Origin of the sequence: Streptomyces sp. CA-106110 (genome assembly GCF_050936285.1) — a bacterium.
Lineage (GTDB): Bacteria > Actinomycetota > Actinomycetes > Streptomycetales > Streptomycetaceae > Streptomyces.
This window is the reverse complement of record NZ_JBNJNB010000001.1, coordinates 12,335,124-12,360,349: the sequence shown is the minus strand read 5'-3', so window position 1 is coordinate 12,360,349 and position 25,226 is coordinate 12,335,124. Positions and strand designations below refer to the sequence as shown.

The window sequence follows — 25,226 nt, the reverse complement described above, 5'->3', positions numbered from 1 at the left end:
TTCGGGCCCGGAAGAAGGACCGCACAGTGACCAGGAACATCGACAGCCTGCACCCAGAAGACGGCGCCATCGTGCCGCCTGAGCAGATCCCCACCGCTGTCACCGCAGGCCGCCTGGCCTACGGCGATGGCACGACCCAGATCTTCCAACCCGATGGGAGCACGTCATACTTCGAGACAAGACGCCAGACGGAGGGCACCTGGTCCGTCGACGAGAATGGGCGCTTCTGCTCCTTCTGGCCGCCCTCCTACCAAGCGTCCTACGATCTGCGCTGGGTGGTGGAAGGGGGAGCAGTCGTCGGCCTGCGGTTCTCCGACCTGAGGAGCGGTACCTGCTTCGACGGCCGTTTCCAATAGCCCCAGGTTCCGCTTGATGTGGCAAACCCGAGCGGTGGCCCGCCAGCTTCCAGCGGCCCCGCCTTCCGGTCGTGGCCGGCAACACCGAGCGGAAGGGATGACCGTTCTTGCCGCCCCGACGGCGATGGCGTGCCATCCGCGGGAGAGGCCTCTCTCACCGTAGGGACGTGTCAATAGCCCCTGGTCCCGCCCCCCAGGGCGCTCTCGGTCGATCAGGCCGGTCTCGACCTCCTGCGCAAGCGCCTCCGCCTGGCCGGGTGACGGGCTGCTGCCAGTACGGACAGTGGCCTCTCGCCAACTCAGCACCAAAAGTGATCCAGAACCCAAATTCAGCGGTTGCCGACAGCCGGGCATACGATTCAGGAGAGCCGTGTCCCGTCGTGGGGAACCCAACAAGAGGCACCATCGTCCGTTCCGCCGATGAGGTGCCGGTCCATTCCGCGTTCCGCGCTGGGTGCCCCAGTACCCCGTTCCGTCGATGTGTCGGCGAGATGACAGCCGTCGGCAGTCCCGTGCCGGAGCTGGGCGGCGCCTCCCAGCAGTCAGACAGGCGGTGGTCCCCCAGAGAAAAGGCCCGGCCGCGTAAGAACTCGACCGTCCACAGCGCTAAAGACCCGGGCTTGAGTCGGTCGCTGACCCGTCTCGGGGCAGTGCCGGCGCGGCCGGCTGTCCCGCACAGAACGAGGCGCCCCGCTGCCGCCGACGCCGCGGCGGTGCCCGACGAGGAGAGAGAGCGTTATGAGAGCGACCATCCAGGGCCGAGTGCTGGCCGAGGCGTCCGACGACGAGATCGTCATGATCGAGGGGAACGTGTACTTTCCTCCGGGCACAGTGGCGCACGAACTCCTCAGCGAAAGTGAGACCCCCTACGTGTGTCCCTGGAAGGGACGCAGCCAGTACTTCAACGCTGTCATCGACGGGAAGGTCGTGGACGATGTGGGTTGGAGCTACCCCGCCCCTCTCGCCAGCGCCGTGAAGCGCGTCGGGCGAGACTTCTCCGACTTCGTTGCCTTCAGCCCCTTCGTAACCGTAGACAGCCACGGCTGATCTCACGTACAGACACACCGGATGCTCCTGGCACCGCACCCGCGCTGCGCAGTCGCACCGTCACGCCCCGTCGCCTGCGCCAGTGCGACTCGTCGGCCATGAGATGCAACGGAACAGCGCCCGTGCCCAGGACATGTCCCTCCGGCACCCCGCCCAAGCGGGCCAGCAGACAGGTTCAGGGCGGACGAAAGCGCGCCCTCTGAGCGTCGCCGTACTCCCAGCTGCAGGCGGGACCGCCGTGGACACAGGCGGAGCGTCCCGACTGGCGGTCCAGCCCGGGTCGGCGTAGGGATGGTCTGGTGGGCGTAGGGCACACCGCCAGGGCCGCCACTGCGCAGACGTGGGCACGCTCGGGCGGTCTGCACGGCTCGCCTCACCACCCCTGGAAGGTGCGGGAAACATGACGAGCGCGTTGAAGGATCTCTCGGACGCTGGTGTGTCCGTGTGGCTGGACACCCTGTCGCGCGAGCGGATCATCTCGGGCAGCCTGGCGGAGCTGATCAGCAGCCGGCACGTGGTGGGCGTCACGACGAACCCGACGATCTTCGGGGACGCAATATCGCACGGAGCGGAATACGGGGCCCGGATGTCCGAGCTCGCGGTTCGCGGAGTGTCAGCCGAGGAGGCGGTCCGCACCATCACCGCGTCGGATGTACGCGATGCCGCCGACATCCTTCGCCCCACTTTCCTCGCGTCCTCCGCCGGCCAGGACGGTCGCGTCTCCATCGAGGTCGACCCCCACATGGCTCACGACACCACGGCGACGATCGCCGAGGCACGTCACCTGGCCTGGCTCGTAGACCGCCCGAACACATACATCAAGATCCCTGCAACCAAGGCGGGCCTGCCCGCCATCGCCGAGACCATCGCCCAGGGCATCAGTGTCAACGTGACCCTGATCTTCTCGCTGGCACGCTACCGGCAGGTTGCTGACGCCTATTTGACGGGCCTCGAGAAAGCCCGTGCCGCTGGGCGCGACTTGTCGCAGATTTCCTCGGTCGCATCGTTCTTCGTCTCCCGCATGGACACGGAGGTCGACAGGCGCCTCGACGCCCTCGACACGCCGGAAGCCAGAGCCCTCCGGGGCAGGGCCGCCGTCGCCAACGCCCGCCTGGCCTACGAAGCCTTCGAGGAGGTCTTCTCCAGTGAGCGCTGGAACCGCCTGCACCGTTCGCGGGCGAACAAACAGCGCCCGCTGTGGGCCTCCACAGGCGTCAAGGACAGCGCGTACGAGGCCACCAAGTACGTCGCCGGGCTGATCGCCCCCGACACAGTGAACACCATGCCCGAGGCAACGCTGCTCGCCGTCGAGGCACAGGGGCTGGCCGCAGGCGGCGACGTCCGCAGCACATACGACGAGGCCCGGGCCGACCTCGAAGCGATCGAGCGCCTGGGGATCCCCTACACCGAAGTCGTCCAGCAGTTGGAGGACGAGGGCGTGGCAAAGTTCCAGGAGTCCTGGGACAGCCTTCTCACAGCGACCGCGGCCCAGCTCGAAACCGGCACACACAGGCTGCACACGCGGCAATGAGAAACGCCCCTCCGGAACACCCCGATTCCCGGGGGCTGCCGCACCTCCCGCACGCTGTTCCCTCCTCCCGGGAGGGCAGGGTAAACCGCGTCCAGGGAGACGGCAGCGGCATTCCGACATGGCTCGAAAGCGCGGCCTGCCGGGATCTCGTCACCGAACTGTTCTTCCCCGTAAGCCCGAAGTGCCCCGGCCGGCGTCAGGCCGACGAAGCGAAGGCCGTGTGCAAGCCGTGTCCTGTCCGCCAACAGTGCGCCAGTTGGGCTCTCGCCACAGCACAGCAGTACGGAATCTGGGGCGGAATGGACGAGGAAGAATTGGTCCTGGCCCGCAGCAGAATACGCCTCAGAACCCGGAAACGGTCCAGCTCCCGGCCTGAAGCCTGAGCCCGGATCCACCGGCTTGATGCCTGTGGATCCGGGTTCAGGGAAGCGGCCGGGCGGCCGTCTCGGGAGCGGCGGGTGTGGATGGCGTCAGCGACGTGGTCCCGGCCGTCGTCCAGGTGGTTGGGCGGGTTCGGATCGGGCTGTGGGCGGCTCGACAGATCGGGTCTGCACCGCTTCTTTGGACAAGACTATGACCTCCCCGCGGTGGCTGATCTGAAGGGGTTCGCCCTCCAGCAACGTATAAGTCACCTGCGAGCCGGTGAGATCGATCCGCAAGCAGCGTTGCCTGAAGTCAAGCGAGAACGAAAGTCGGTTGAGCCTTTCAGGCAGGCTGGGAGCGAAGTGCAGGACCTCTCCGTGGTCGCGCATCCCGCCGAAGCCGGCAACCAGTCCGATCCAAACGCCTGCGAGGGAAGCAATGTGCAGGCCGTCGCAGGTATTTTTCGCAAGGTCCGCGAGGTCCACCAGGGCGGCCTCCCCCAGGTAGTCATAAGCCAGACTCAAGTGGCCGACTTCGGCGGCCATGACGCATTGGATACAGGCCGACAGTGAGGAGTCCCGGACGGTCAGCGGTTCGTAGTAGGCGAAGTTCCGTGCCTTCTGTTCTTCTTCGAAGGCATCACCGCACAGGTACATCGCCAGGACCAGGTCTGCTTGTTTGACCACTTGTTTTCGGTACAGGTCGAAGTAGGGGAAGTGCAGCAACAGGGGGTACTGCTCGGGGCGTGTGCCCGCGAAGTCCCACACGTCGAGGCCGGTGTACCCCTCCGCCTGCTCGTGGACGCGAAGCGCGCGGTTGTAGGGCACAGCCATCGCCTTGGCCGCGTCACGCCAACTGGCGGTCTCCTCCTCGTCGACGCCGAGCGCAGCAGATTGCGCGGGGTGGCGTTCAGCGGCCTCGGCGGCGGCCTGCAGGTTCGCCCGGGCCATGAGGTTGGTATAGGCGTTGTCGTTGGCTACCGCGCTGTATTCGTCGGGACCGGTGACACCATCGATGTGGAAGTGGCCACCAGGGTCGTGGTGGCCGAGGGAGCGCCACAGCCGGGCGGTCTCCACCAGCAGTTCCAAACCGGTCTCGCGTTCGAAGTCCGCATCGCCCGTGGCCCAGACGTAGCGCACGACGGCGGCCGCGATGTCGGCGTTGATGTGGAAGGCGGCAGTGCCTGCCGGCCAGTATCCGGAACACTCTGCTCCATCGATCGTCCGCCAGGGGAAGGCCGCCCCGCGCAGTCCGAACTGGCGAGCGCGGTCGCGTGCCGCGGGCAGGGTGTGCTGCCGCCAGCACAAGGCCTCAGCGACGCAGTTCGGCGAGGTGTAGGTGAGGACCGGCAGGACGTAGGTCTCCGTGTCCCAGAAGGAGTGGCCGTCATATCCGGAACCGGTAAGGCCTTTGGCCGGGATCGCCCGCTGCTCGGCCCGGCGGGCGGACTGCAGCACGTGGAAGAGCGCAAACCGTACTGCCTGCTGGATCTCGGCATCACCGTCGACCTCGACGTCGACATGCCGCCAGAAGTCGTCGAGAAAGTCTCGCTGCTGGTCCACCAGCCCTTGCCAGCCGATGCTGCGCACACGGGCGAGAGCGGCCTCCACTTGATCCCGGACCGCTGGCAATGAGCGGAACCCGGACCAGCCGTACGCGACGAATTTCTCGAGGCGAAAGGTCTGTCCCGGGCTGAGGAGCGTGGTGACGGTCAGGCGTCCCACGTCGTCGCTGCTCTCGCTCCAGGCTCGGGTCGAGTCCGGACCGTGCAGCACGTGGTCGGCAGCGGCAGCGACACGCAAATTGGTGCGGGCTGTGCGGTGCACCAGGCGTAGCCGCGTGTCGCAGGCAGTGTGTTCTTCGGGCTGAAGGCAGGACTCGATGGCGGCGGAGGCACGGGGATCGCCGGTCCGCGTGGGCAGTTGCTCGTTGGCGACGAGTTCCGACTGGATGACGAGGTTCGTTTGGGCGTCCACCGGTTCCACTTCGTAGGCGACCGCGGCAATGGCCCGTTGGGTGAAGGAGACCAGTCTGGTGGAGCGCACCCGGACCGTCTTGCCGACCGGTGAGGTCCACTCGCAGACGCGGTGAAGCAGTCCACTGCGCAGATCGAGAGTGCGCTCGTGCGACCGCAACCGTCCGTAGCGCAAGTCGAACGGTTCGTCATCGACCAGCAGGCGGATCAGCTTACCGTTGGTAACATTGATCACCACCTGCCCGGACTCCGGGTATCCGTAGCCGGCTTCCGCGTAGGGCAGCGGGTGGAGCTCGTGCACACCGTTGAGGTACGTGCCAGGCAAGCCGTGCGGCTCGCCCTCATCAAGGTTGCCGCGCCAGCCGACATGACCGTTGGACAGCGTGAAGACGGATTCGCTCTGGGCGAGGCCCTCCAGGCGGAGCTCGCTCTCGCGCAGACACCACGGCTCGATGGCGTAAGCGGGGTGGCTGATCATGTGCGGCCTTTCAACGACTCGGAGAAGCCCTTCACCACGATGTCGGCACCGGGCCAGCGCAGGCGCCCGCCTGGCCTACTGCGACCGAAGCGCACCACGGCCCCGGCGCCGCTTCGACCGCGCCCGGCGGCGATCGCAGTGTCGATCCGCGCGGAAGCCGCCTCCATTGCCCGTGGAGATCAGAATCCCGCGGCACTGGCACTGGCACTGGCACTGGAGGAGAAATCAGCCCTAGTACGTCCGCTCGTGCTCCCCGGCAACACGTTCCCGCCTGAGGCCGTGCACGGGCGCACCCGCCAGTGCGGGCACCCGTCGACGCGCTGCCCACAGAAGCACGTCGAAGCGACGGAAGGTGGGTCCCGCCGCTTACTGCAGAAGTCGTCGGGGGCTTCCTTCCATGCGGTGACGCGAAGGACTGCGGCCTTTGCCAGCACACAGTCCACATCCCAAAAACACACTGCACATCGTCCGGAAGATTGCGTTTTATCACCCTTGACGTTCTACCCCGTTCCGGCCCGCTGCAGCCATCCGGGGACAGGGCGCTCGCCCCTGGGCACAGGATGTCGGACAGCCGCCCTCGTGGTTGCCTGGCGCCAGTGGCTGTGTACAAGCGCAACCTCTTGGACTCGGCAGGGTGGGCCATGAACGGCCAGGAGGACATGACTCTTGAAGGCTCCCCCGCCCGAAGGCGGGGGGATTCCCGTCCGGCCTTGCGGCCGGACGCCCCTTGCGGGGCGCCTTTGGGCGTGTGTGGGGATTCCAGGCTCAGGCAGCCTTCCGGGCCAGCGGCCCGGAAGGTCTTACGCCCTCAGCACCTGCCGGGCACCAACCCGCCCGGACCAGCATCACGAACGCGGAATTCTTGTCCCGAGGGCGCACGGCTCCGCATCGCGTGCAGGTATACGTTCGTTCCCAGAGAGGCAGCGCGTGCTTGGTTCTCGCTCCGCAGTCTGCGCACTCCATCGTGGTGTGCGCGGGATGCACCAGCCGAGACCGCCCATGCGCCGTGCCACATCCGTGGTTACACGGCCGGCCGTCCCGTCTTCGACACCGGGGGCACTGCACGTGTGGCTGCGGCGGGGCTGCCCGCAGATCGCAATTCACGCGTGATTGGTGCGTGAGCGATCAAGCGAGCTGGCCGTGCTCCTGCCTTCGCGCCGCCCCGCGTGCCGGTCCTCCCGGACAGGACCCCGACGACGTGCCCCGGCGTGGTCAATGAGCGGGTCTCGCCTGCGCGAGGAGGCTCCTGGTGCCGTTCGGTCCCGCTGGGAGAGTTGGCGTGCCGCAGCCTTCGCATCGGACGCCCGGCCCGCGCGAAGGCTGCGAGGAAAAAACAGTCCCCGGTAGTGCTGCGCGTGTCCTGAAACTTCAGTCGTCACTGTCGCCTCGGTATCGCGCCGGCTTGCCGGGGGCCTAACCCACATCCTGTCCAAGTCACTCCGTCGATCAGGCGCCTCATCGACTTTGTAAACTCTTTCGGTGTTGTGACCTAATAACCACAATGCACCGCATATTTTCTAAGTCAAGACGTTTTTGCGTTAATTTGATGGGAAGTTCGACGTGATCACCCTCCGGCTGCCGCACTCGGCACCCGGCGGCCTACTCCATGAAGCCGGGCACGGCATCGGCACGGCAGTGCGTGCACGCCGACACCGAACCGCCGCAGCGCGTAACGCAGCAAGGGCCCCAGGAGAACGTACTTAAGCACGCAATAGAACACGGGCACCTCCCGCCGAATCTCTCCGGTATGCATGTGTGGGGCTTTCCCTGGCAGTGTCGGCATCGCCTGAAAGCCTGGCCGAGGGGCGTCGGCAACATCGGCCAGGTAGGAGCTCCGTCTACCTAAAGAGCACGCCTCGGAATGCGGTCCGGATCTGCCTGGGAGACGCTGAAGTCATGGTCGAGCGTCCCCTAACCGTCGAGGCACCCGGCGGATCTGGCGGCCGCAGTGTACGCGTCGGTGACGAGACCCTGGGCACGGCCAATTCGTTGCACGACCTGACCGTTTTCCTGCAATGCATCGGGCTGGTGGGTTGGGATGAGTTGGACGTGGCCGAATCGGACCTCATCGAGTGGCACGGCGGTGGTCCGGAAGTTTGGCCGTGCCAGGGTGGTGGGCCGGATTGCTGGCCGGGTGAGCCCGCCCCACCGCTGAGGAAAACGAGGCGCGCCTGACAGCGTCCCCTTTGGGCCCGAACAATGAAGTAAGAAACTCCTCAAGATCAATGCTCGTCGGGTTAATCACTCGTGAATTCATACCATTCATCAAATTTAACCTCGTTCGGTCAGCCAGCCGACGCGGCAGCACCGCCCCGCATGCCGGATCAGTCCCTCACGACTGCTCAGCCCGGATCCACCGGCTTGATGCCTGTGGATAGCTTCTCCAGAAACGAGGAAGTGCCTTGTGACCTGCGATGATGGGAGTTCTTCAGGCTTCCAGCACGCACGATCGGCAAGGCACTTCCGAGATGCAATCTTCCCATGCCGCGGCGAGGGTCTCCGCACGGTTTGATGATCCGAATCTGGTCGGCTACGGCGGGCTGGCCCCGGTGGTACGGCTGGCCGAGCGGTGCGCACTGCCCGCACTCGTCGACGAGCACGTCCGGCTGCCGGCCTCGAAGGACGGCACCGGGGCCTTCCCCGCGGCGAAGCTGATGTCGCTGGTCGGTGGCATGGTCGCCGGGTCGGACAGCATCGATGACATGGACCGGCTGCGGCACGGTGGGCTGCCGCGGCTGTTCAGCGGGGTGCGGGCGCCGTCCACGCTGGGCTCGTTCCTGCGCTCCTTCAGTCACGGACACGTGAAGCAACTGCACGCGGTGGCCCGCCGGTTCCTGCCCCACCTGGCCGCGCACACCCCGCTGCTGCCCGGCGCCGACCAGGTGGCCTACGTGGATATCGACGACACGATCCGCCGCACCTACGGCTTTGCGGTCCGCATGTACTGGGTAGGCGGTCCCGTCAGGTGCGGTCCTTAAGCAACCAATGCATGCGGAGGTAGGCATCTCGCTAACAGGAGTACACAATGCATCGTGGAGGTTTGGGAGGTATTCTCACCGAAAGTCGGGCTGAACCTGGGTGTGTGGGAAAGGTGTCAGGCAGGTGACCGTGCTGCCGGTCAGCGGACGCGTGACCGACGCAGAGTAGGTCATGCAGCTGCGCCGGCGAGGGCTCTTCGCACGAAGACCTCACCCACCGCCTGAGGGGTGAGCTGCCGGAAGGGTTTGCCCCGGAGGGCGACGGGAGACACGGCCGACACCGACGGAGAGCGCATCGACGACCAAGTCGGCGACGAGTGTGCGGGACGCCGCTTGGGCTGGGACACCAATGTCGTTGGCGCCAGCTACGACGGCGACGACTACTGGGCTCGAGATGTCGGTCCTGACGGCGGTGCGGCTTCTGCGCAAGAGGCGGCCGTACACGTAGTTGCAGACACCAGGGACGACGAGTGAGTCGCGGCCCAGAGCCGTTCGGAGCCGACACGTTCGGGCTGCTGCCCCCGGACGGTGCCGTTCGAGCGGGGCAGGCGCACGGCCGACTGGGTGATAGGACGGGTATTTCGCCCCGAAGGGTATGGGGCGCACTGTCATCGCTCGGCAGTGTGGGGAGTCATGGACGGCCTGATGGGGCAACTGACGGCGGCAGAGGTAGCGAGGCAGGCAGTTTCAACGCTCTCTACGAAGAAGCAGTCACAGAGTATCCACGCTGAACACCGAGGATGGCGAACATGCCGATCATTTCGCGAGGATTCCACGGGCGGCGCTCTCCTTCGCAAGGGAAGCTGCCACCCGGGCAGTACGAGACGACGGGCTTTCCCGTGCTGGCGGCTGGGCCCACGCCCCGTGTACCGATCGACGATTGGGAACTGACCGTGGTCTCGGAGTCCGGCACTCAGCACACCTGGGACTGGCCCGCCCTGAATGCGCTTCCGGTGGAGTCCCCGACGGTCGACCTGCACTGCGTGACCAAGTGGTCTAAGTTCAATACCCAGTGGCAAGGCGTGTCCCTCGACGTTCTGCTGGCAGATGTACGGACGGAGGCCGAACACGTCCTCGTGTCCTCGTACGGCGGCTACACCACCAACGTGCCCCTGACGGATCTGCTCGACGGTCGGGCGTGGATCGTGTTCGCCTACGACGGTCACCCTCTTGCACCCGAGCACGGCGGACCGGCCAGGCTGCTCGTGCCGCACCTCTACCTGTGGAAGTCCGCGAAATGGGTCCGCAGGATCGAGCTTCGCGAAACGGACGAGCCGGGGTTCTGGGAGAGCGCCGGCTATCACAACTATGGAGACCCATGGCGAGAACAGCGGTACAGGGGAGACTAGGCGACCGCCTCCGCTGGAGGGTGGCCGACGTGACCAGCCGACGTGAGGAGTCCGCTTCGGCCCGCACGCTGTCCCTGGAGGTCTTGGGCTGGCCCGGACACCTGGCAGGGCAGCACGTGGACGTGCGGTTGACCGCAGAGGACGGCTACAGCACTCAGCGGAGCTACTCGATCGCCTCGGTGGCGGACGGCGCCCGCGTGGACCTCACGATTCAGCGCACACCCGGAGGAGAGGTGTCGCCTTACCTGGCAGATGAGCTGATGCCCGGTGACCAGTTGGAGCTGCGGGGGCCCGTCGGAGGGTGGTTCGTGTGGAGCCCGGAGCAGACCGAGCCGGTTTTGCTGGTTGCCGGTGGCTCAGGGCTCGTCCCGCTCATGTGTATGATCCGCTCCCGCGCTGCGACCGGCAGCCGCACGCCCTTCCGGCTCGTGTACTCCCTGCGAACACCCGCCGAGCAGCTGTACGTGCCCGAACTGCGCGGCGGCTCACCGGGTCTGGACACGGCCCTTATCCACACCCGTGAGGCTCCTCCGGGAGCGCCCAGGCCGCCTGGACGTATCACCCCGGAGGACCTGGTCCAGCACAGCTGGCCGCCGGATTTCGAACCGACCTGCTACGTCTGCGGACCCACAGCGTTCGTCGAGAAGGTCGCGGCTTACCTCGTGCTGCTCGGGCACGACCCGGGACGCATCCGCACCGAACGCTTCGGCGGCAGTGGAGGTTGACATGATTCCTGCAGAGCAGGGCGTAGCGGATGCCGGCTACGTGGACGGCAACGTGCTGGCGGGCCCTTTGTCCGAAGTCTTCGTGGCCGACGTGACCGTCGCGACAAGCCAATGCGCCCATTGCGGATCCACAGGACCTGTAGCACTCCTCCACGTCTACGCAGACGCGCCGGGGCTCGTGGCCCGGTGTCAGCGCTGCAGCGAGGTCGTCCTGCGGATCGTGCGTACGAAAGAGGCAGTCTGGGTCGACATGCGCGGCACCGTGGCCCTGTCAATCCCCCTGGAGGCGGAATGAGGCGCTCCGGGCTGGCTTCGAGGCGGACCCGCGCTATCTGGCAGACCCTTCCGACCCCGACGACGAGGACGGCCATCACGACTACGTGATGGCCGGCAGATGGACATCCCTGGACTCGCGGTCTGGTCTCGGGGATCAAGCAGAATGCGCGGAACTGCGGCCGTGCGCACCGGAAACGAGCAGCTGTGCGATTCTCGCGGAAGCCCACGGGGGTGCGTTACGTACCAGTTTGGTCACCGTTGTTCCTTACCGCCGCAGTCGGCGATGTCGCCGACGGTCAGGTGAGGGACAATTACTTCCGACCTGGCCTCGCTCGGGGCGCGAGGCCGAGGGGGTAGGCCCTTGGGGCTGCAACGCCGCTGTCTCATGCTACTCGCCAGTTCGGCCCGCCTCGTCGTTCCTGATGCCTTTTTGAGCCTCGGTCTCCTCGGCTGCAACCTCTTGTGCGACGCTGAGGACCCTGCGCAGGCTCGCAGAAGGGATCACTACACCCCCAGCGCTGTCCATGTAGACGTAGTCGCCTGGTTCTACACAGGCACCGGAGATTTCGACGGCTACGCCGAAGGCGTGAGGCATCACTGTGTCGCCGCCCCATCGGACGGCCTCCCCGCTGCACCACGTAGCGAAGCTGTAGCTGCGCAACTGAGCGAAGTCCCGTAGTCGGCCGTCGACCAGGACGCCCGCCAGCCCGCTGCGGTCCGCTCGGGCCAGCTTGGTGCCGCCGCCGTGGGACACGTCAGGGTAGCCGCCACTGGAGAGCACCAGTACTTGGCCCGCGAGTGGCCTCTCTCCGACCGCCCCGCGGTAGAAATATCCGAAGTCAAGGTCTGCCGCAGTCAGGTCCTCACGGTAGGGCACGTAGGAGATGGTGGCCGCGGACCCGAACAACGGGCGACCGGGGTCGGGGCTGGTCATGGACGGAATGTGCGCCCGATGGCTGTGGATCCGGCCCATGGCATCTACGAGCGTGGCGCAGCCCAGCCGGGCGGCCTTCGCAGCCAATGATTCGTCCTTCATGTCCCGCCTCTCTATACCCGTCCAGCACAGGGCCGGTAACCGCCGGGTGCTGGACGGCCCTGGAAAGCGCGGAGAAGCACGGCTGCTGGCGGCTCCGCCAGCCCAGACTCCCGGCAGAAAATCTTGTAGCCGTCCACCATCTCGTCGCGGTGGTGCACGTAGCCATATCCCACACCATTTCGCGCGCTGCCGGCGGAACCTGAAGCTCCGCGCCGAAGAGGCGCCGCAGGGCGCCAGGCAGCGAGCCGCGACGCGTCGGAAGGCGTCTGGTCCGAAAATAACGTATGCCTGACCGCGGGTTATGGGTAAGGTCACGCCGCTTCGATAGGTTCGAAGCGGACGGTGAGGCCGAGGGCGTTGGCTTGTCAGGTGATCCGGCGAAGGGCTCGATCCGGGTCGTGCTTGGTGTAGTAGTTGCCGCCCAGGTCGTGTGAAGCAGTGTCGTGGGTGAGCATGTGCCGCACGGCGGTGACGATGGAGTGCTCGAGGGCGGCCAGGGCTATCTTCTTGCCCAGGCGGGGCATCAGCTGCATGTAGCGGGCGCCGAGATAGGTGCGGTCGCGGTCGCGGAGTCGCCGCCGACCACCAGCGTCGCGCACGCAGCCAGCACCAGGATCACCACCAGAGGATGCCGCCGCCCTCGCTCCGCTCGCCGGTCAGGGACCTGGCGCAGCCTGCTAGCGAGTAGCCGGGAGGGATCTCACCTCCCGGCTCTCTCAGAACCGTGCGTGAACCTCTCGATTCACACGGCTCCCATCACCCAGTCGTTCGAGGCCGGAGGATTCTCCAGTGGGCGAAGAGCCCCGGGTAGAGCTTGGCGGTCCTCTCCAAGCCCTGCCACGCCCGGCTCCGGCGACGTCGGAGCCGCTTGTACTTCTGCGTGGCCCATCGCATCAGGTACTGATCGATGCCCTTCAGGCTCGGGACCAACGCGGACGGATAGAACCGACCGTAGTAGTTGATCCACCCCCGCACGATGGGATTGATCTCCCGTGCGAGGTCTGCCAGGGACGATCCACTGCGCTGGTGCAGCCGCCATCGGCGGATCTGCGCCCGGATGCGCTTGGCCGCCTCGTCGCTGATCGCCGGGTTGAAGCCGAAGAAGTAGCTCCCCGTCTTCGCCCGGACTTTCCGCGAGCGGAACGTGTATCCGAGGAAGGTGAACAAGACGTGCTCGTACGAACCACGCCTCTTGCCGTCCTTGCAGTACACGATGCGGGTCTTATCGGGATGCAGCCGCAAGCCCCCGCACTCGGCCAGCCGCTGGCCGATCGCCTGACGCACCCGGTGCGCCTCGGCCTCCGTGCGGCAGTGAACCACCATGTCATCGCAGTAGCGCTCGAACCGGACGCCCGGGAAGACCCGATCCATCCAGGTGTCAAGTAGGGTCGGGGACTGGCGCGGTGGATGAGTCTCCGTTTCCAGTCCCCGCCGCTTCAAACCGGACATGCGGTTCTCCCGCATCCGGCTTTCCGACATCGTTCACCGCTGGGCATGCACCGTCGCCCCGTGCCACTTTCCGGACAGGCGGAAGACCCCGAGCCGACTGATCCACCCGTAGTTGTAGCGGGCAGCCCAATTCCGGCCTGAGAGGCCATGTTTCCTGCTGGTGAAAATCGCCAGCCGCTCGTGGACGTACTGGTCCACCGCTTCGAACTTCCGCGCAGAATTTCCCTTACGGAAGTACCCGGCCCATCCCCGGAGCACGGGGTTGAGCTCGGCCACCACGGTAGCCACCGGCCGCTCGGTCCGAGAGCGCGAGGTAGCAGCGCGGACCTTGTCCCGCAGCACCTTCAACGCCCGTTGCGAGGGCCACCGGTACAGGTAGAACCTGCCCCGCCACTTCCACGACTCCACTTTCCGGTGGTGGAAGCCGAGGAACTCGAAGCCCTGCCCACCTCGGGTGAGGCAGGTGATGCCGGACTTCTCGGGGTGCAGTCGCATCCCGAGAAGTCCCAGCACTCTCGCCGCCAGCTGCTGGGCCTGCTCGGCCCGTTGTCTGGTCGGCGACAGGACCACGAAGTCATCGCAATACCTCACCAGCACCCCCAGCCGGCGACCCTCGCCCTGCCACGCCTCATCGAGGACGTGCAGAGCGATATTCGCGAGCAGTGGGGAGAGTACGCCCCCAACGCAATGGGCAACTTCTGCTTCGAGGTCACGCTGAGTTACCGGCGGGTGGAGCGGCCGCGGCGGGGCGGGGGCGGTTGAGATGGCCGGCGGTACGGTCGGCTCATGGCCAGTGGTCTCGGTGCCGGCGGCCAGAGCCCTCCCCGGTGGGCCGAGGCGACAGCCCGGCGAGTACGGCGATGAACGGGGCGAAGGTCGAGACCGCGTGCGTCTTCGACCGCCTGGCGGCCGCGGACCTCTCGGCGGCCTACGCCATCTTGGTACCTCCGCGGCGGGCCCGCGTGCGGCGGGCCGGCCAGGAAGGAGCGCCGCATCATGACGAGCGCGGCGATCTACGCCCGGGTCTCCTCGGCCCGGCAACGGCAGGATCAGACGATCGGGTCGCAGACGGCGGCGCTGCGCGCGCACGCCGCGAAGCTGCGGCTTGAGCTGCCCGAGGAGTGGGTCTTCGAGGACGAGGGGCACTCCGGGGCCACCTTGATGCGGCCCGAACTGGAACGGCTGCGGGACCTGGTCGCGCAGGTCGGGGTGGACGTGGTGCTGTGCTACGCGCCGGACCGCCTGGCCCGCAAGTTCGCCTACCAGGCCCTGCTGATCGAGGAGTTCGCCCGCGCGGGCACCCGGGTGGAGTTCCTGCGCGGCCCGCGCGGCGACAGCCCCGAGGACCAGCTCCTCATCCAGTTCCAGGGCATGTTCGCCGAGTACGAAAAGGCCCAGCTGATGGAGCGCTACCGGCGGGGAAAGGCCTACCGGGCCCGGGCCGGCTCCATCAACGTCCTCGGCGGTGCCCCGTTCGGCTACCGCTACCGGCGCAAGAGTCCGGAGTGCGGGGCCACCTACGAGATCGTGGAGAGCCAGGCCGCACTGGTCGCGGAGCTGTTCCGCCGCTACACCGACGAGGGCGCCTCCATCGCGGAGCTGACCCGCTGGCTCACCGAGTCCGGCACCCGCACCCGCACCGGCAAGACACGCTGGGACCGCAGCGTGGTCTGGGGCATGCTCCGCAACCCCGCCTACGCGGGCACCGCCGCCTTCGGCAAGACCCAGGCCGTCCACGAACCGGCGGGCCTGAACCGCCGGGCCCGCCTGGAAGGCCGCACCACCCCCAGCCCGGTCAAGGCCGTCGCCCGCCCGCCCGAGGAATGGATCACCATCCCCGTCCCCGCCATCATCAGCCCCGCCACCTTCCAGCGGGCCGCCCAGCGCCTGACGGACAACAAGAAATTCGCCTCCCGCAACAGCAAGGACCCCTCCCTGCTGCAGGGCATGATCGCCTGCGCGAGCTGCGGGTACGGCTACTACCGCAGCCACACCACGACGACCGCCAAGAACAAGATCTACTACTACCGGTGCCTGGGCTCCGACGACTACCGCCACGAAGGGGGCCGCGTCTGCGCCGGCAAGCCGGTCCGCGCCGACTACCTCGACGCGGTCGTCTGGGACCACATCACCGCCCTGCTCGCCGACCCCGCCCTGATCCGCGCCGAGATCGACCAGCGCCTGGCACAGGCCCGCGCCGGCGACCCGGCCACCCGCCAACGGCACCGACTCCAGCTCGCCCAGGCCAAGGCAAGCACCGCGATCACCCGCATGATCGAAGCCTTCCAGGAACAGCTGATCACCATCGACGAGCTACGGGCCCGCATGCCCGGCCTGCGGGCCCGCGAGGCCGACCTCCGCCGCCAGCTCGACGCCCTGGAAGCCCAACTCGCCGACCGCGACGCCTACCTGAAACTCGCGGACGACCTGGAAGGCTTCCTCGCCCAGCTCCGCCACCACGCAGCCACCGCCACCCTCCAAGAGCGCCAGCGCGTCCTGCGACTGCTCGTCAAGGACATCCTCATCGGACCCGAGAAGATCACCATCCGGCACCGCATCCCCATCCGCGAACCCACCCCCACCAGCCGACCCCACGACCGCGCCCCCGACACGGAGAGTGACACGGAGAGTGACCGCGGCCCGAGTTATCTATTGCGTTGGGGGCGTAATTGGTGAGCCCTGTGGGGTTCCCGCCCCGGTCGGGGAGGTCACCCCACCCTCCAGTACTCCCATCCGCAGCCACGACCGGATCAGCTTCAGCATCGACCGGTCCACCACGCGCCTCGCCAGCTGAGCGACGAGTGCGTCGTGCCCGATCGTCCCGAAACAGTTCCGGATATCGGCCTCGAACACCCACTCCCGACCTTGGTTCGCCGCAACGCGCACAGCATCGCACGCGTCGGTCGCGGACCGTTTCGGCCGGAATCCGTAGCTCGCCTCAGCCCGGATCCACCGGCTTGATGCCTGTGGACGGTTTCTCGGGGAACGAAGAAGTGCCTTGTGACCTGCGATGATGGGGTTTCTCTAGGACCACATCAGGCACGATCAGCAAGGCACTTCCGAGATGCAATCTTCCCATGCCGCGGCGGCGGTCTCATCCGCGTTCGACGACCCGAACCTGATCGCGTACGGCGGCCTGGAGCCGGTGGTGCGGTTGGCCGAGCGGTGCGGTCTGCCCGCACTGGTCGGGGAGTACATCCGTCTGCCGGCCTCGAAGGACGGCACCGGTGCCTTCCCCGCGGCGAAGGTGATGTCGCTGGTGGGTGGCATGGTCGCGGGCGCCGACAGCATCGACGACATGCACCGGCTGCGGCACGGCGCGATGGGCCGCCTGTTCTCCGGTGTGCGGGCCCCGTCCACGCTGGGGTCGTTCCTGCGTTCCTTCACCCACGGGCATGTGAAGCAACTGCACGCTGTGGCCCGCCGGTTCCTTCCCGAACTGGCCCGTCACGCCCCGCTGCTGCCCGGCGCGGACCAGGTCGCCTACGTGGACATCGATGACACCATCCGCCGCACCTACGGCTACGCCAAGCAGGGCGCCGGTTACGGATACAGCAAGGTCAAGGGCCTGAACGCGCTGCTCGGCATCGTCTCCACACCCCTGGCCGCCCCGGTCATCGCCGCCACCAGGCTACGCAAGGGACCCTCGAACTCCGCGCGCGGAGCGGCGGCGTTCGTCGCCGAGACCATCCACACCGCCCGCGCCTGCGGCGCCAGCGGCCTGCTGGTGATGCGCGCGGACTCGGCGTTCTACGGCGCCGATGTCGTCAACTCCTGCCGGGCGCTGGGCGCGCGGTTCTCCATCACCGTGCGGATGAACGCTTCCGTCAAGACCGCCATCGCCCGCATCGATGAGGACGCCTGGACGCCGATCAAGTACCCCAAGGCGGTCTGGGACGAGGAGGGCCAGTGCTGGATCTCCGACGCCGAGATAGCCGAGACCACCTACACCGCCTTCACTTCCAAGCCAAAGAAGCAGCAGGTCACCGCCCGTCTGATCGTGCGCCGCGTCAAACGCCTGAGCGCGCAAGCCGTCCCCGCCGGACAGGGCACGCTGTTTGACACCTGGCGCTACCACGCCGCGTTCACCGACTCCCCGCTCTCCTTGAACGATGCCGAGCGTGATCACCGACGGCACGCCGTCGTCGAGCAGGTGATCGCGGATGTCAAGAACAGCGCCTTCGCCCACGCGCCCTCCGGGCATTTCCAGGCCAATGCCGCCTGGCTCGCCCTGGCAGCCCTGGCACACAACCTGACCCGCGCCGCCGGCGCACTGGCCGGCACGTTCCATGCCAGAGCGACCACCGCCACCATCCGGGACCACCTGATCAACGTGCCCGCCCGCCTGGCCCGCTCGGCCCGCCGCCTCACCCTGCACCTGCCCGAACGCTGGCCCTGGAGCACCAACTTCACCCAGCTCTTCAACATCGTGCACGCGCCACCAGCCCCCTGACACTCCCTGACCGACCTGCCCGAAAGAGCCCGAGACCTGCGGAAAAGTGGAAGAGCTGGACAGACCAGCGGCCACCCCACGCCCGAATCCGCAACTCAACCCCGACACGGCCTGCACGACCCCGAAACGATCACACCGAAATCAAGCCGGTGGATCCGGGCTCAGTGAACCCGGCCTCGAAGACCGGTTCGAGAACCATCTTCGCGGCCGTCATCACCACCCGGTCCGCCACGGTGGGAATCGACAGCGGCCGGAACTCCCCCGGCCGCCCCGGCTTGGGAATCTGGACCCGCCGCAGCACCGACGGACGATACGTATACGTCCGCAGTCGTTCCGCCAGGTCCTGGAGGAATGCGTCCACCCCCGAGGCCGCCACCGCGTCAACGGTCACACCGTCCACGCCAGGGGCTCCCCGGTTCGCGCACACGACCGACCATGCCCGCCACAGGACGTCCATGCGGTGGACGTGGACATACAGAGCATGGAACCGTCGTTCGGGTTCTTGCTTGGCACAGCGGTAGAGCGTCCACTGCAAGGCTCGGACCTTGTCCAGAGGACGGCCATCCAGTCGTGCGACGCCTTCCTCCCGGCGGATGGAACTAGCCGAAACGGCACTCATCCGGGCCCCTCCCTGTTCGCGAATCGCATCGATGAAGCAGGGGCCCTTCGCTCCCGGCGGGTTATGTTGTCCCGCCGATCGGCACTACTACGACCCCCTCCGACTGCCTCTCGACAACCCGCCACTTCCCGGTTCCGCCGGTTATAGGCGAGCCACGCTCCCGGGCCGCATACCCGGGGCCGAGTAGGCCCTCTCCAGTTCCCAGGACAACCTTCCAGCCGTTCCACGCCCCTTACGCCGGGAGGTTCTTCGGCGCCCGCTCCAGGTTCCCGGACGCCTTCCATGGCCTTCGCCCTACGCATACGGACTCGGCACCCCCTTGGCCCACCCCAACGGGCGGGGTCTGCATATCGACGCTGCAGGCTTCACTTGATGTTGCGGACCGGCCGTTCGCACGCCCCCGAAGGACGCTTGTCACCCCACTTCGACGCCGCCCTCTCGAACGACGCCGGGAGTCAGCTACCGGGGACCCTGGCGTCTCCCCGGACCGGACTTGCACCGGCTGGCTGCCCTGAGCTTGACGTCCGGTTACATCCCCTCCCCCTCTTTCAAGCTGGGACGATGCCCGAACTCCTGGACGTACACGCATAATGCAGAAACAGGTTCGCCAACAGGGGCGAGATCGCCGAGCCCTGGGGACTCCCGCGCTCTCGCGCGGCCAGCTCGCCACTCCTGTGCTGCAGCGGGGCCTTCAGCCAGCGCTCCACATACAGCAGAATCCACCGCTGGTCGGTGTGGTGGGCCACCGCCTTGAGGACCAGGTCATGATCGAGGTTGTCGAAGAACCCCTGGATGTCGATGTCGACCGTCCAGTCGGTCCTCCAGCACCGTTCCCGGCAAGCCGCGACCGCGTCCAGCGCGCTTCGGCGGGGCCGGTATCCATAGGAATCCGGATGGAACAGCGGTTCCACCTCCGGTTCCAGGACCATGGCCGCCGCTGTCTGCGCGATTCTCTCCGCGACTGTCGGCACTCCGAGAACTCTGACCTTGCCTGCTCCCCCGGGCTTGGGGATCTCCACCATCCGCACCGGCGGCGGGAAGTAGCTGCCCGACGACATCCGATTCCACAGTTTGTAGAGGTTGCCCTGCAGGTCAGCCTCGAACTGCTCGATCGACTCGCCGTCGACCCCGGCCGCTCCCCGGTTCGCCTTGACCCTGAGATACGCCTCCCAGACCACACGCTTCGAGATCTCAAACGGCTTTGGCCCGCTCATCCGGCTCCTCCCGGGAACTCCGGTTGACCGCCAAGCAGACCTGGATGATCCGTCCCCTTCGCTCCACCCGCATTACCGGGCTTCCTCACTACTACGAGACGGTCTGCCCCCGTGCCCCGCATCGGTACTCGGCCCCTTGCGGTGTCGGCCGCTTGGGGATCTCCCTCTCGCCGCCGGCCCCGCGGGCCGGCAGCAGTATCGGGGCGACAGGTTCTCACGTTCCGTGCAAGAGCCCGGGTCAGGCTCGCGCCGCCTACATGCCGGACGCCATCCGGGCAGTCAGCAGGCTCCCCCCGGACTTGTCCCAGAGCCCTGGTCTCGCCCTGGTTTCGACGCCACTGAAATCTGTTACGACACGTCATCAGCGGTTCGCTCCCGCTCGCCTTCCTGACCCATACCTGACGCGGTCGTTGCCGCGCCTTTTCCCGCAGCGCTCACTACGAACGGCACTTAACCGACGCAGCCTGCGGTCGAGTAGCCGGGGGGAATTTCACCCCCCGGCCCTCACAGATCCCGGCGTGACAGTCTCCCGTCACCGGGCTCTTGTCATCCTGATCACCAGAACGTGGGAACCCATGCCCAATGGGCGAAGAGCCTGGGGTACTGACGGGTGATACGCCGCCAGCACGCATGGGCCTTCTTGAAGGTCCGCAGCCGCTTGAACTTCTTGCGGATCCAGCGCATCAAGTAGGCGTTGATGCGCTCCAGGAGAGGAAGCAGCGCCGTCCGGTAGAACGCACCGAAGTACTGCATCCAGCCCCGAACGATCGGATTGATCGCCCGTGCGAGCTCGGCGAAGGTCCGGCCGATCTGTCGGTGAAGCCGCCATTGCCGCACTTCACCACTGATCTTCTTCGAGGATTCCTTGCTGATCGCCGGCAGGAACGAGGTGAACCTCTCCCCATTCCTGTCGATGGCCTTGCGAGCCCGGAAAGTGAACCCCAGGAAGGTGAACTCCGTCTGCCCGTACGGACGTCGGCGCTTATTACCATCCCGGCAGTACACGATCTTGGTCTTGTCGGGATGCAGCCGCAACCCAACTTCCCGCATCCTGTTCGCGATTGCCTCCCGTAGTTTCCGGGCCTGACCCTCGCTGACACAGTGCACAACACCGTCGTCTGCGTACCGTTCGAACGGTACGCCCGGATACTCCCGGGCCATCCACATGTCGAACGCATAATGCATGAACAGGTTAGCCAAAACAGGCGAAATCGCAGAACCCTGCGGGGTTCCGCGATCGCGCTGCTGCAAGGTCCCGTCAGGCAGTTGCAACGGCGCCTCAAGCCACCGCCGCACATACAGAACTACCCAGGGGAGATCCGTGTGGGCCCGAACCGCTTTGACGACAAGGTCCCATGGCACGCTGTCAAAGAATTTCTGGATGTCCAGATCGATCACCCAGTCATACTTCCAACAGCGTTTCCGGCACGCCGCGACCGCATCCAACGCGGACCGCCCAGGACGGTAGCCGTAGGAGTCCTGATGGAAGATCGGTTCGACCTTCTCTTCAAGACGCCGGGCTACTACCGTTTGAGCGATTCGGTCAGCCACGGTGGGCACACCGAGCAAACGAACCCCACCACCATGCGACTTCGGGATCTCCACACCCTTCACCGGAGGCGGAAAGTAACTCCCCGAAGACAGACGATTCCAGATTCGATAGAGATTACCCTTCAGATCCTTCTCGAAGTCCTCGATGGAGCGCCCGTCCACCCCTGCCGCACCCTTGTTCGCCTTGACCTTCTCGTACGCCTCCTGAACCTCCCACTTCGAGATCTCAAACGGCTTGTCCGATGATTTCAACTGGTCCACCCAGCTCCTCCCGGAGAACTTCCGGTTGACCGAACGAACAATCAGTCACGGATGACCCGGCCCCTTCGCTCCCCCTTCATTACAAAGGGTTCCTCACTACTACGAGCCGGTCCGCCAGCACACCCCGCGTCGGTACTCAAACCCTCACGGTTCTTCCGCTTGGGCCGCTCCCTCTCGCCACCCGCATGACTCAAGCGGCACTATCAGGGCATGCCTTCTCACGTTCCATGCGAGAGCCGCAGATCAGGCTCACGTCGCCTCCGTGCCGGACACCGCCTGGCCAGTAGACGGGACTCCCGCCAGACTTATCCCGGAGCAACCACAAATCTCCGGTTCTGATGTCACCTGTTTTCTAACGACACTTCAGCAGCGATTCACTTGCGTTCGTCTTCCTGATCCCCACCTGACGGCTCTACCGCCGCCTTTTCCACATCGCTCACCACGACGGTCGTCAACCAACGCAGCATGTGGCGGTTTGGCACCATCCCCCGCAGGACGGAACCGAGGGGCCAAGTCCCTCATCTCTCGCACAGCACCGCATCGCGAAGCTCTCCTACCTGAACTCCCCTCTGCGTTCGTGACACACGTGGTTTGGAGCCTCCCCCTGCAGGGCGACCCCGGAGGACCTACCTCCATCTCCTGCACAGCACCGCTTCCAGAAGCTCCTACACCGACGCCTCCTTCAACGTTCGTGACACACGACCAGCGCAGACTCCGCTGCCGCAGGGTCGGCGGCGAGCTCGGCCTCCCACAGCGCGAGGTCGGTGAGCTGGCCAAGGACAGGGCTGATCAGAGAGGATGCGGACACGAGCGCGGCTCCTGAGACGATCTTCTGGCGTAGGAACCTGAAAGATCATCAGAGGCCGCGCTCGCCTTGCAACTTGCCACCTCACCCCACGGACAAACGACCCAAAACCCATCAAAGATCAACTACGCCGGGGCCGTGGACAGCAGACGATCAACGACACCTCATCGCCCCAAGCGAAACGCCGAGGTTAGTTGCGGCCAGCCATGACCCCGCCGTCGACGTTGAGGATGGCGCCGGTGGTCCAGCTGGAGTCCGATGATAGGAGGAAGGTGATGGCGGAGGCGATGTCCTGGGGGGTGCCGGTCCGGCCGAGCGGGTGCAGGCCGCTGAGCTGCTCCAGCGCCCCTTGCAGCTGGTCGGGGGGGAAAACCTTTGCAAACAGCGGTGTATCGGTGACGGCGGGAGCCACGGCGTTCACCCGGATGCCGTTGCCGGCGAGTTCCATGGCCAGGTTGTGCGTGAGGGCGTGCAGGCCCGCCTTGGCCATCGAGTAGGCCGACGAGGGTGTCACGGCGAGTGCCTGGTGCGCCCACATGCTGCCGACGTTGACGATGGCGCCGCCTTGACCACCGGCGATCATGCCCCGGACGACGGTCTGTGTCAGGAAGAACGTTGACCTGTTCAGGTCGTGATAGGAGTCGTAGTCCGCGACCTCGTAGTCGAGGAAGGGCTTGGGTAGGAAGAACCCCGCAGAGTTGACGAGGAGAGTAGCGTCGGAGTGGTTCTGCGCCAGCTGCATCTGCGCCTCGACGACCTGGCCCCAGTTCGTCAGGTCGGCTGCGATCGACCATGCGCTGCCCGAGCGTGACAGGTTTGCCACTGCGTCGTCGAGTTTCTGGCCCGGGCGGCCGATGATGACCGCGCTGCCGCCCTTCTCGATGACGTTCTGCGCGGTTTTGAGGCCCATGCCGCTGGCGCCGCCGATCGCGACGAGTTTCTTGCCTTCGAAGTCGGAAGCCATACAGATCACATTCCGTTCGGGTATGAACAGTTCCCTCCGGTCATTCCACCCTTTTGCTGCACTACACCGGTCTCTACCGGAACCATGGGCCGCATGGTGTCCTCCGCTCATCCGTGCAGAGCAACGGCAGTGAGGCTCCCCCGAGATGCGGAAGGAGCGGCCACCCCCATCAGGCGTGCGCCCCCGGCAGACACCCGCGCACGCCCACACCTTGATCCGCTACACCACGACAAGGGCACTTCATGGGACGCGATCCAGACGGCGGCCAGCGCGCTGATGCGCATACCTGCCAGCGTACGGCTGAACCTTCCCGTGCAGTGGAAGGTCTAACGTCCGGCATAGAGGCATTGACCTGCGAGGACGACCCCATGCGTATCACCGTGCTGACCGTGCCGGACTGTCCCAACGCCCCGGTGGTTCACGAGCGGATCGCCCGCGCGCTCGACGGCCGCAGCGCGAAGTTGGAGCTGGTCGAGGTGGGCGATCACGAGCAGGCGGCGCGGCTGGGAATGACCGGCTCGCCCACCGTTCTGATCGACGGCGTGGACCCGTTCGCCGTGCCGGGCGCCCCGGTTTCTGTCTCCTGCCGTATCCGCGCCGTGTCTGGAAGGCGGGCGGGCGGGAGGCCCTGCGCTCCAAGGGGGCCCCGGGCTACGACTGCCGGCTCAGCCCCCACCTACAGGTCAGACTTGCCGCCTGGCTGGACGAAGGACCGGCTGCACACGGCTGGGCGGACGACCAGGTGTGGACCGCCGCCCGGGTGCGCACGCTGATCGGGCGGAGGTTCCACATCTCCTACAGCGTCTCCGAAGTGACCCGGCTGCTGCACCGGATGGGCTACAGCGTGCAGATGCCCGCCCGGCCCGCCGCCGAGTGCGACGAGGACGCGATCACCGCATGGCGGGAGGCGACCTGGCAGGAGGTAAAACCCTTGATACCGATGCTGCGCCATGCGGCGCACACACTGCCGACGGACACCCGGCGCGCGGCAGGGCTCGACGCGCTCGCGCGCGACTGCGCGGACCGGCTCCGCGCGATCACCGCACGACAGCTACGTGCCGCGGACGACTGGTCGATCGCCTGGACCGGTTGCGGCTGCGGACTGTGCGCCACCCTGGAGACGTTCCTCGCTTCCCGCTCACTGCGCGTCCCTGGAATGGCCGCTGGCGAAGGACGGGCGCCGGCACGTGCACACCAAGATCGAGTCAGCCGAGCTCCCGGTACGCCACTAGACCAGAAGGCAGGGACGCCCGTACACCCTCGTGCTGACCAAGACCGAGCAGTTGCTCACCCGCGAGCAGACCGCCCGCCGCCGGGCCGATGCCGACCTGACCTGGCTGGCCTCGGCCTGGAACGCCTCCGCCGCCAGGCCGTGTTGAGCCCGCGGCACCTTGCCGACGAGGGCGTACCCGAGCCCAGGCCGAGTGACCCGCGCCGAAAGAGGACCCCAGACTGGTGTCGGCAGGCCGCCGAACACCTCGCCGCCCGCCGCACCTCGACACGCTGACCGCAGCTCACCGAGCCGCGGGCGCGAGCGGGACACCGTAAAACCGCGGCATCAGGCGCAAAGGGAACGACGAACAACCAGCGGGCCAACCGCCAAGCCGGCGGTAGCCATGGCGGCCGACCCATCGGCTTCGACAAGACGATCTACAGGCGAAGGAACGAAGTCGAGCAGGCGATCAACGCGCTCAGCAACTGCCGGGCCGTGGCCAGGAGATTCGACAAGCGCGGCTCCATCGTCCACGGCACGCTCACCGTCGGCTCGATCCGGCTCTGGCTCCGCCCATGATCTT

The 25,226-nt window shown here is 66.6% G+C and carries 22 protein-coding genes and 3 pseudogenes; 13 read left to right on the top strand and 12 right to left on the bottom strand.

Annotated features, from left to right (window positions below; translation table 11 throughout):
• Positions 1-26 precede the first annotated feature (26 nt).
• The 4 genes from ACQEXA_RS57330 (at position 27) to ACQEXA_RS57315 (ending at position 3,317) form a co-directional block, all read left to right on the top strand.
• Positions 27-356, top strand: a complete 330-nt coding sequence (locus ACQEXA_RS57330; protein ID WP_361826119.1) for a hypothetical protein — start codon at positions 27-29, stop codon at positions 354-356.
• Positions 357-1,094: 738 nt separating this feature from the next.
• A complete protein-coding gene (locus ACQEXA_RS57325; protein WP_359409832.1) occupies positions 1,095-1,403 on the top strand; it encodes a DUF427 domain-containing protein in 309 nt (102 codons plus the stop codon).
• 400 nt (positions 1,404-1,803) lie between these two features.
• Positions 1,804-2,934 carry a transaldolase gene (gene tal / locus ACQEXA_RS57320; protein ID WP_432920202.1) on the top strand — a complete coding sequence of 377 codons (1,131 nt, stop codon included), beginning with the start codon at positions 1,804-1,806 and terminating at the stop codon, positions 2,932-2,934.
• Complete coding sequence (locus ACQEXA_RS57315) at positions 2,931-3,317, top strand: WhiB family transcriptional regulator (protein ID WP_432920204.1); 387 nt, start codon at positions 2,931-2,933, stop codon at positions 3,315-3,317. The genes tal and ACQEXA_RS57315 overlap by 4 nt, the downstream gene beginning before the upstream one ends.
• 87 nt (positions 3,318-3,404) lie before the next feature.
• Here ACQEXA_RS57315 and ACQEXA_RS57310 read toward each other — a convergent pair whose 3' ends face one another.
• On the bottom strand, positions 3,405-5,750 hold the full coding sequence (locus ACQEXA_RS57310; protein ID WP_432920206.1) for a glycoside hydrolase family 65 protein: 2,346 nt from the start codon (positions 5,748-5,750) through the stop codon (positions 3,405-3,407).
• 765 nt (positions 5,751-6,515) lie between these two features.
• A pseudogene (locus tag ACQEXA_RS57305) lies at positions 6,516-6,761 on the bottom strand (zinc ribbon domain-containing protein); the annotation flags it as partial.
• Positions 6,762-8,218: 1,457 nt separating this feature from the next.
• Here ACQEXA_RS57305 and ACQEXA_RS57300 point away from each other — a divergent pair.
• The 5 genes from ACQEXA_RS57300 to ACQEXA_RS57280 all read left to right on the top strand — a co-directional run bounded on the left by ACQEXA_RS57300 (position 8,219) and on the right by ACQEXA_RS57280 (position 11,097).
• On the top strand, positions 8,219-8,728 hold the full coding sequence (locus ACQEXA_RS57300) for a hypothetical protein (protein WP_432920208.1): 510 nt from the start codon (positions 8,219-8,221) through the stop codon (positions 8,726-8,728).
• A 228-nt stretch (positions 8,729-8,956) separates the two neighbouring features.
• Entirely contained in the window at positions 8,957-9,202 is a 246-nt protein-coding gene (locus tag ACQEXA_RS57295; protein ID WP_432920210.1) for a DUF5709 domain-containing protein, read from the top strand.
• 275 nt (positions 9,203-9,477) lie between these two features.
• Positions 9,478-10,077 (top strand): sulfite oxidase-like oxidoreductase, encoded by a 600-nt coding sequence (locus ACQEXA_RS57290; RefSeq protein WP_359409816.1) that lies wholly within the window; start codon positions 9,478-9,480, stop codon positions 10,075-10,077.
• Complete coding sequence (locus ACQEXA_RS57285) at positions 10,047-10,802, top strand: ferredoxin reductase (protein ID WP_432920212.1); 756 nt, start codon at positions 10,047-10,049, stop codon at positions 10,800-10,802. Before ACQEXA_RS57290 ends, ACQEXA_RS57285 begins: the two co-directional genes overlap by 31 nt.
• Before the next feature lies 1 nt (position 10,803).
• Positions 10,804-11,097, top strand: coding sequence for a DUF6510 family protein (locus tag ACQEXA_RS57280; RefSeq protein ID WP_432920214.1), 294 nt, complete (start codon positions 10,804-10,806; stop codon positions 11,095-11,097).
• 369 nt (positions 11,098-11,466) lie between these two features.
• On the opposite strand, the gene ACQEXA_RS57275 is transcribed toward ACQEXA_RS57280, so the two are convergent.
• The 4 genes from ACQEXA_RS57275 to ACQEXA_RS57260 form a co-directional block, all read right to left on the bottom strand.
• Entirely contained in the window at positions 11,467-12,114 is a 648-nt protein-coding gene (locus ACQEXA_RS57275; RefSeq protein ID WP_432920216.1) for an RraA family protein, read from the bottom strand.
• Positions 12,115-12,479: 365 nt separating this feature from the next.
• On the bottom strand, positions 12,480-12,713 hold the full coding sequence (locus ACQEXA_RS57270; RefSeq protein WP_432940016.1) for a hypothetical protein: 234 nt from the start codon (positions 12,711-12,713) through the stop codon (positions 12,480-12,482).
• A 157-nt stretch (positions 12,714-12,870) separates the two neighbouring features.
• Positions 12,871-13,563, bottom strand: coding sequence for a group II intron maturase-specific domain-containing protein (locus ACQEXA_RS57265; RefSeq protein WP_433134329.1), 693 nt, complete (start codon positions 13,561-13,563; stop codon positions 12,871-12,873).
• 33 nt (positions 13,564-13,596) lie between these two features.
• On the bottom strand, positions 13,597-14,652 hold the full coding sequence (locus ACQEXA_RS57260) for a group II intron maturase-specific domain-containing protein (protein WP_433134327.1): 1,056 nt from the start codon (positions 14,650-14,652) through the stop codon (positions 13,597-13,599).
• Between ACQEXA_RS57260 and ACQEXA_RS57255 the strand changes: the two genes are divergently transcribed.
• Positions 14,560-16,239 carry a recombinase family protein gene (locus ACQEXA_RS57255; RefSeq protein ID WP_433134325.1) on the top strand — a complete coding sequence of 560 codons (1,680 nt, stop codon included), beginning with the start codon at positions 14,560-14,562 and terminating at the stop codon, positions 16,237-16,239. The two genes, ACQEXA_RS57260 and ACQEXA_RS57255, sit on opposite strands and share 93 nt — an antisense overlap.
• On the opposite strand, the gene ACQEXA_RS57250 is transcribed toward ACQEXA_RS57255, so the two are convergent.
• Positions 16,213-16,449 carry a reverse transcriptase domain-containing protein gene (locus ACQEXA_RS57250; protein WP_433134323.1) on the bottom strand — a complete coding sequence of 79 codons (237 nt, stop codon included), beginning with the start codon at positions 16,447-16,449 and terminating at the stop codon, positions 16,213-16,215. The genes ACQEXA_RS57255 and ACQEXA_RS57250 overlap by 27 nt on opposite strands.
• Positions 16,450-16,627: 178 nt before the next feature.
• On the opposite strand from ACQEXA_RS57250, the gene ACQEXA_RS57245 reads away from it, so the two are divergent.
• Positions 16,628-18,016 (top strand): IS1380 family transposase, encoded by a 1,389-nt coding sequence (locus ACQEXA_RS57245; protein WP_433134321.1) that lies wholly within the window; start codon positions 16,628-16,630, stop codon positions 18,014-18,016.
• A gap of 130 nt (positions 18,017-18,146) precedes the next feature.
• Here the strand turns inward: ACQEXA_RS57245 and ACQEXA_RS57240 are convergent, their stop codons facing one another.
• The 5 genes from ACQEXA_RS57240 to ACQEXA_RS57220 form a co-directional block, all read right to left on the bottom strand.
• Positions 18,147-18,635 (bottom strand): hypothetical protein, encoded by a 489-nt coding sequence (locus ACQEXA_RS57240; RefSeq protein ID WP_432920224.1) that lies wholly within the window; start codon positions 18,633-18,635, stop codon positions 18,147-18,149.
• A 548-nt stretch (positions 18,636-19,183) separates the two neighbouring features.
• Complete coding sequence (locus ACQEXA_RS57235; RefSeq protein WP_433134319.1) at positions 19,184-19,849, bottom strand: reverse transcriptase domain-containing protein; 666 nt, start codon at positions 19,847-19,849, stop codon at positions 19,184-19,186.
• A 555-nt stretch (positions 19,850-20,404) separates the two neighbouring features.
• Positions 20,405-21,661: a group II intron reverse transcriptase/maturase gene (ltrA, locus tag ACQEXA_RS57230; protein WP_432920871.1), complete on the bottom strand. Its 1,257-nt coding sequence runs from the start codon at positions 21,659-21,661 to the stop codon at positions 20,405-20,407.
• A gap of 682 nt (positions 21,662-22,343) precedes the next feature.
• On the bottom strand, positions 22,344-22,469 hold the full coding sequence (locus tag ACQEXA_RS57225) for a hypothetical protein (RefSeq protein WP_432931326.1): 126 nt from the start codon (positions 22,467-22,469) through the stop codon (positions 22,344-22,346).
• Positions 22,470-22,656: 187 nt separating this feature from the next.
• Positions 22,657-23,430: an SDR family NAD(P)-dependent oxidoreductase gene (locus ACQEXA_RS57220; RefSeq protein WP_432920236.1), complete on the bottom strand. Its 774-nt coding sequence runs from the start codon at positions 23,428-23,430 to the stop codon at positions 22,657-22,659.
• 595 nt (positions 23,431-24,025) lie between these two features.
• Between ACQEXA_RS57220 and ACQEXA_RS57215 the strand changes: the two are divergent.
• Together ACQEXA_RS57215 and ACQEXA_RS57210 are read left to right on the top strand one after the other, a co-directional pair.
• Positions 24,026-24,358 (top strand): annotated as a pseudogene (locus tag ACQEXA_RS57215) (helix-turn-helix domain-containing protein); the annotation flags it as partial.
• Positions 24,359-25,012: 654 nt separating this feature from the next.
• Positions 25,013-25,222: pseudogene (locus tag ACQEXA_RS57210) on the top strand (IS5/IS1182 family transposase); the annotation flags it as partial.
• Between the last annotated feature and the right edge of the window lie 4 nt (positions 25,223-25,226).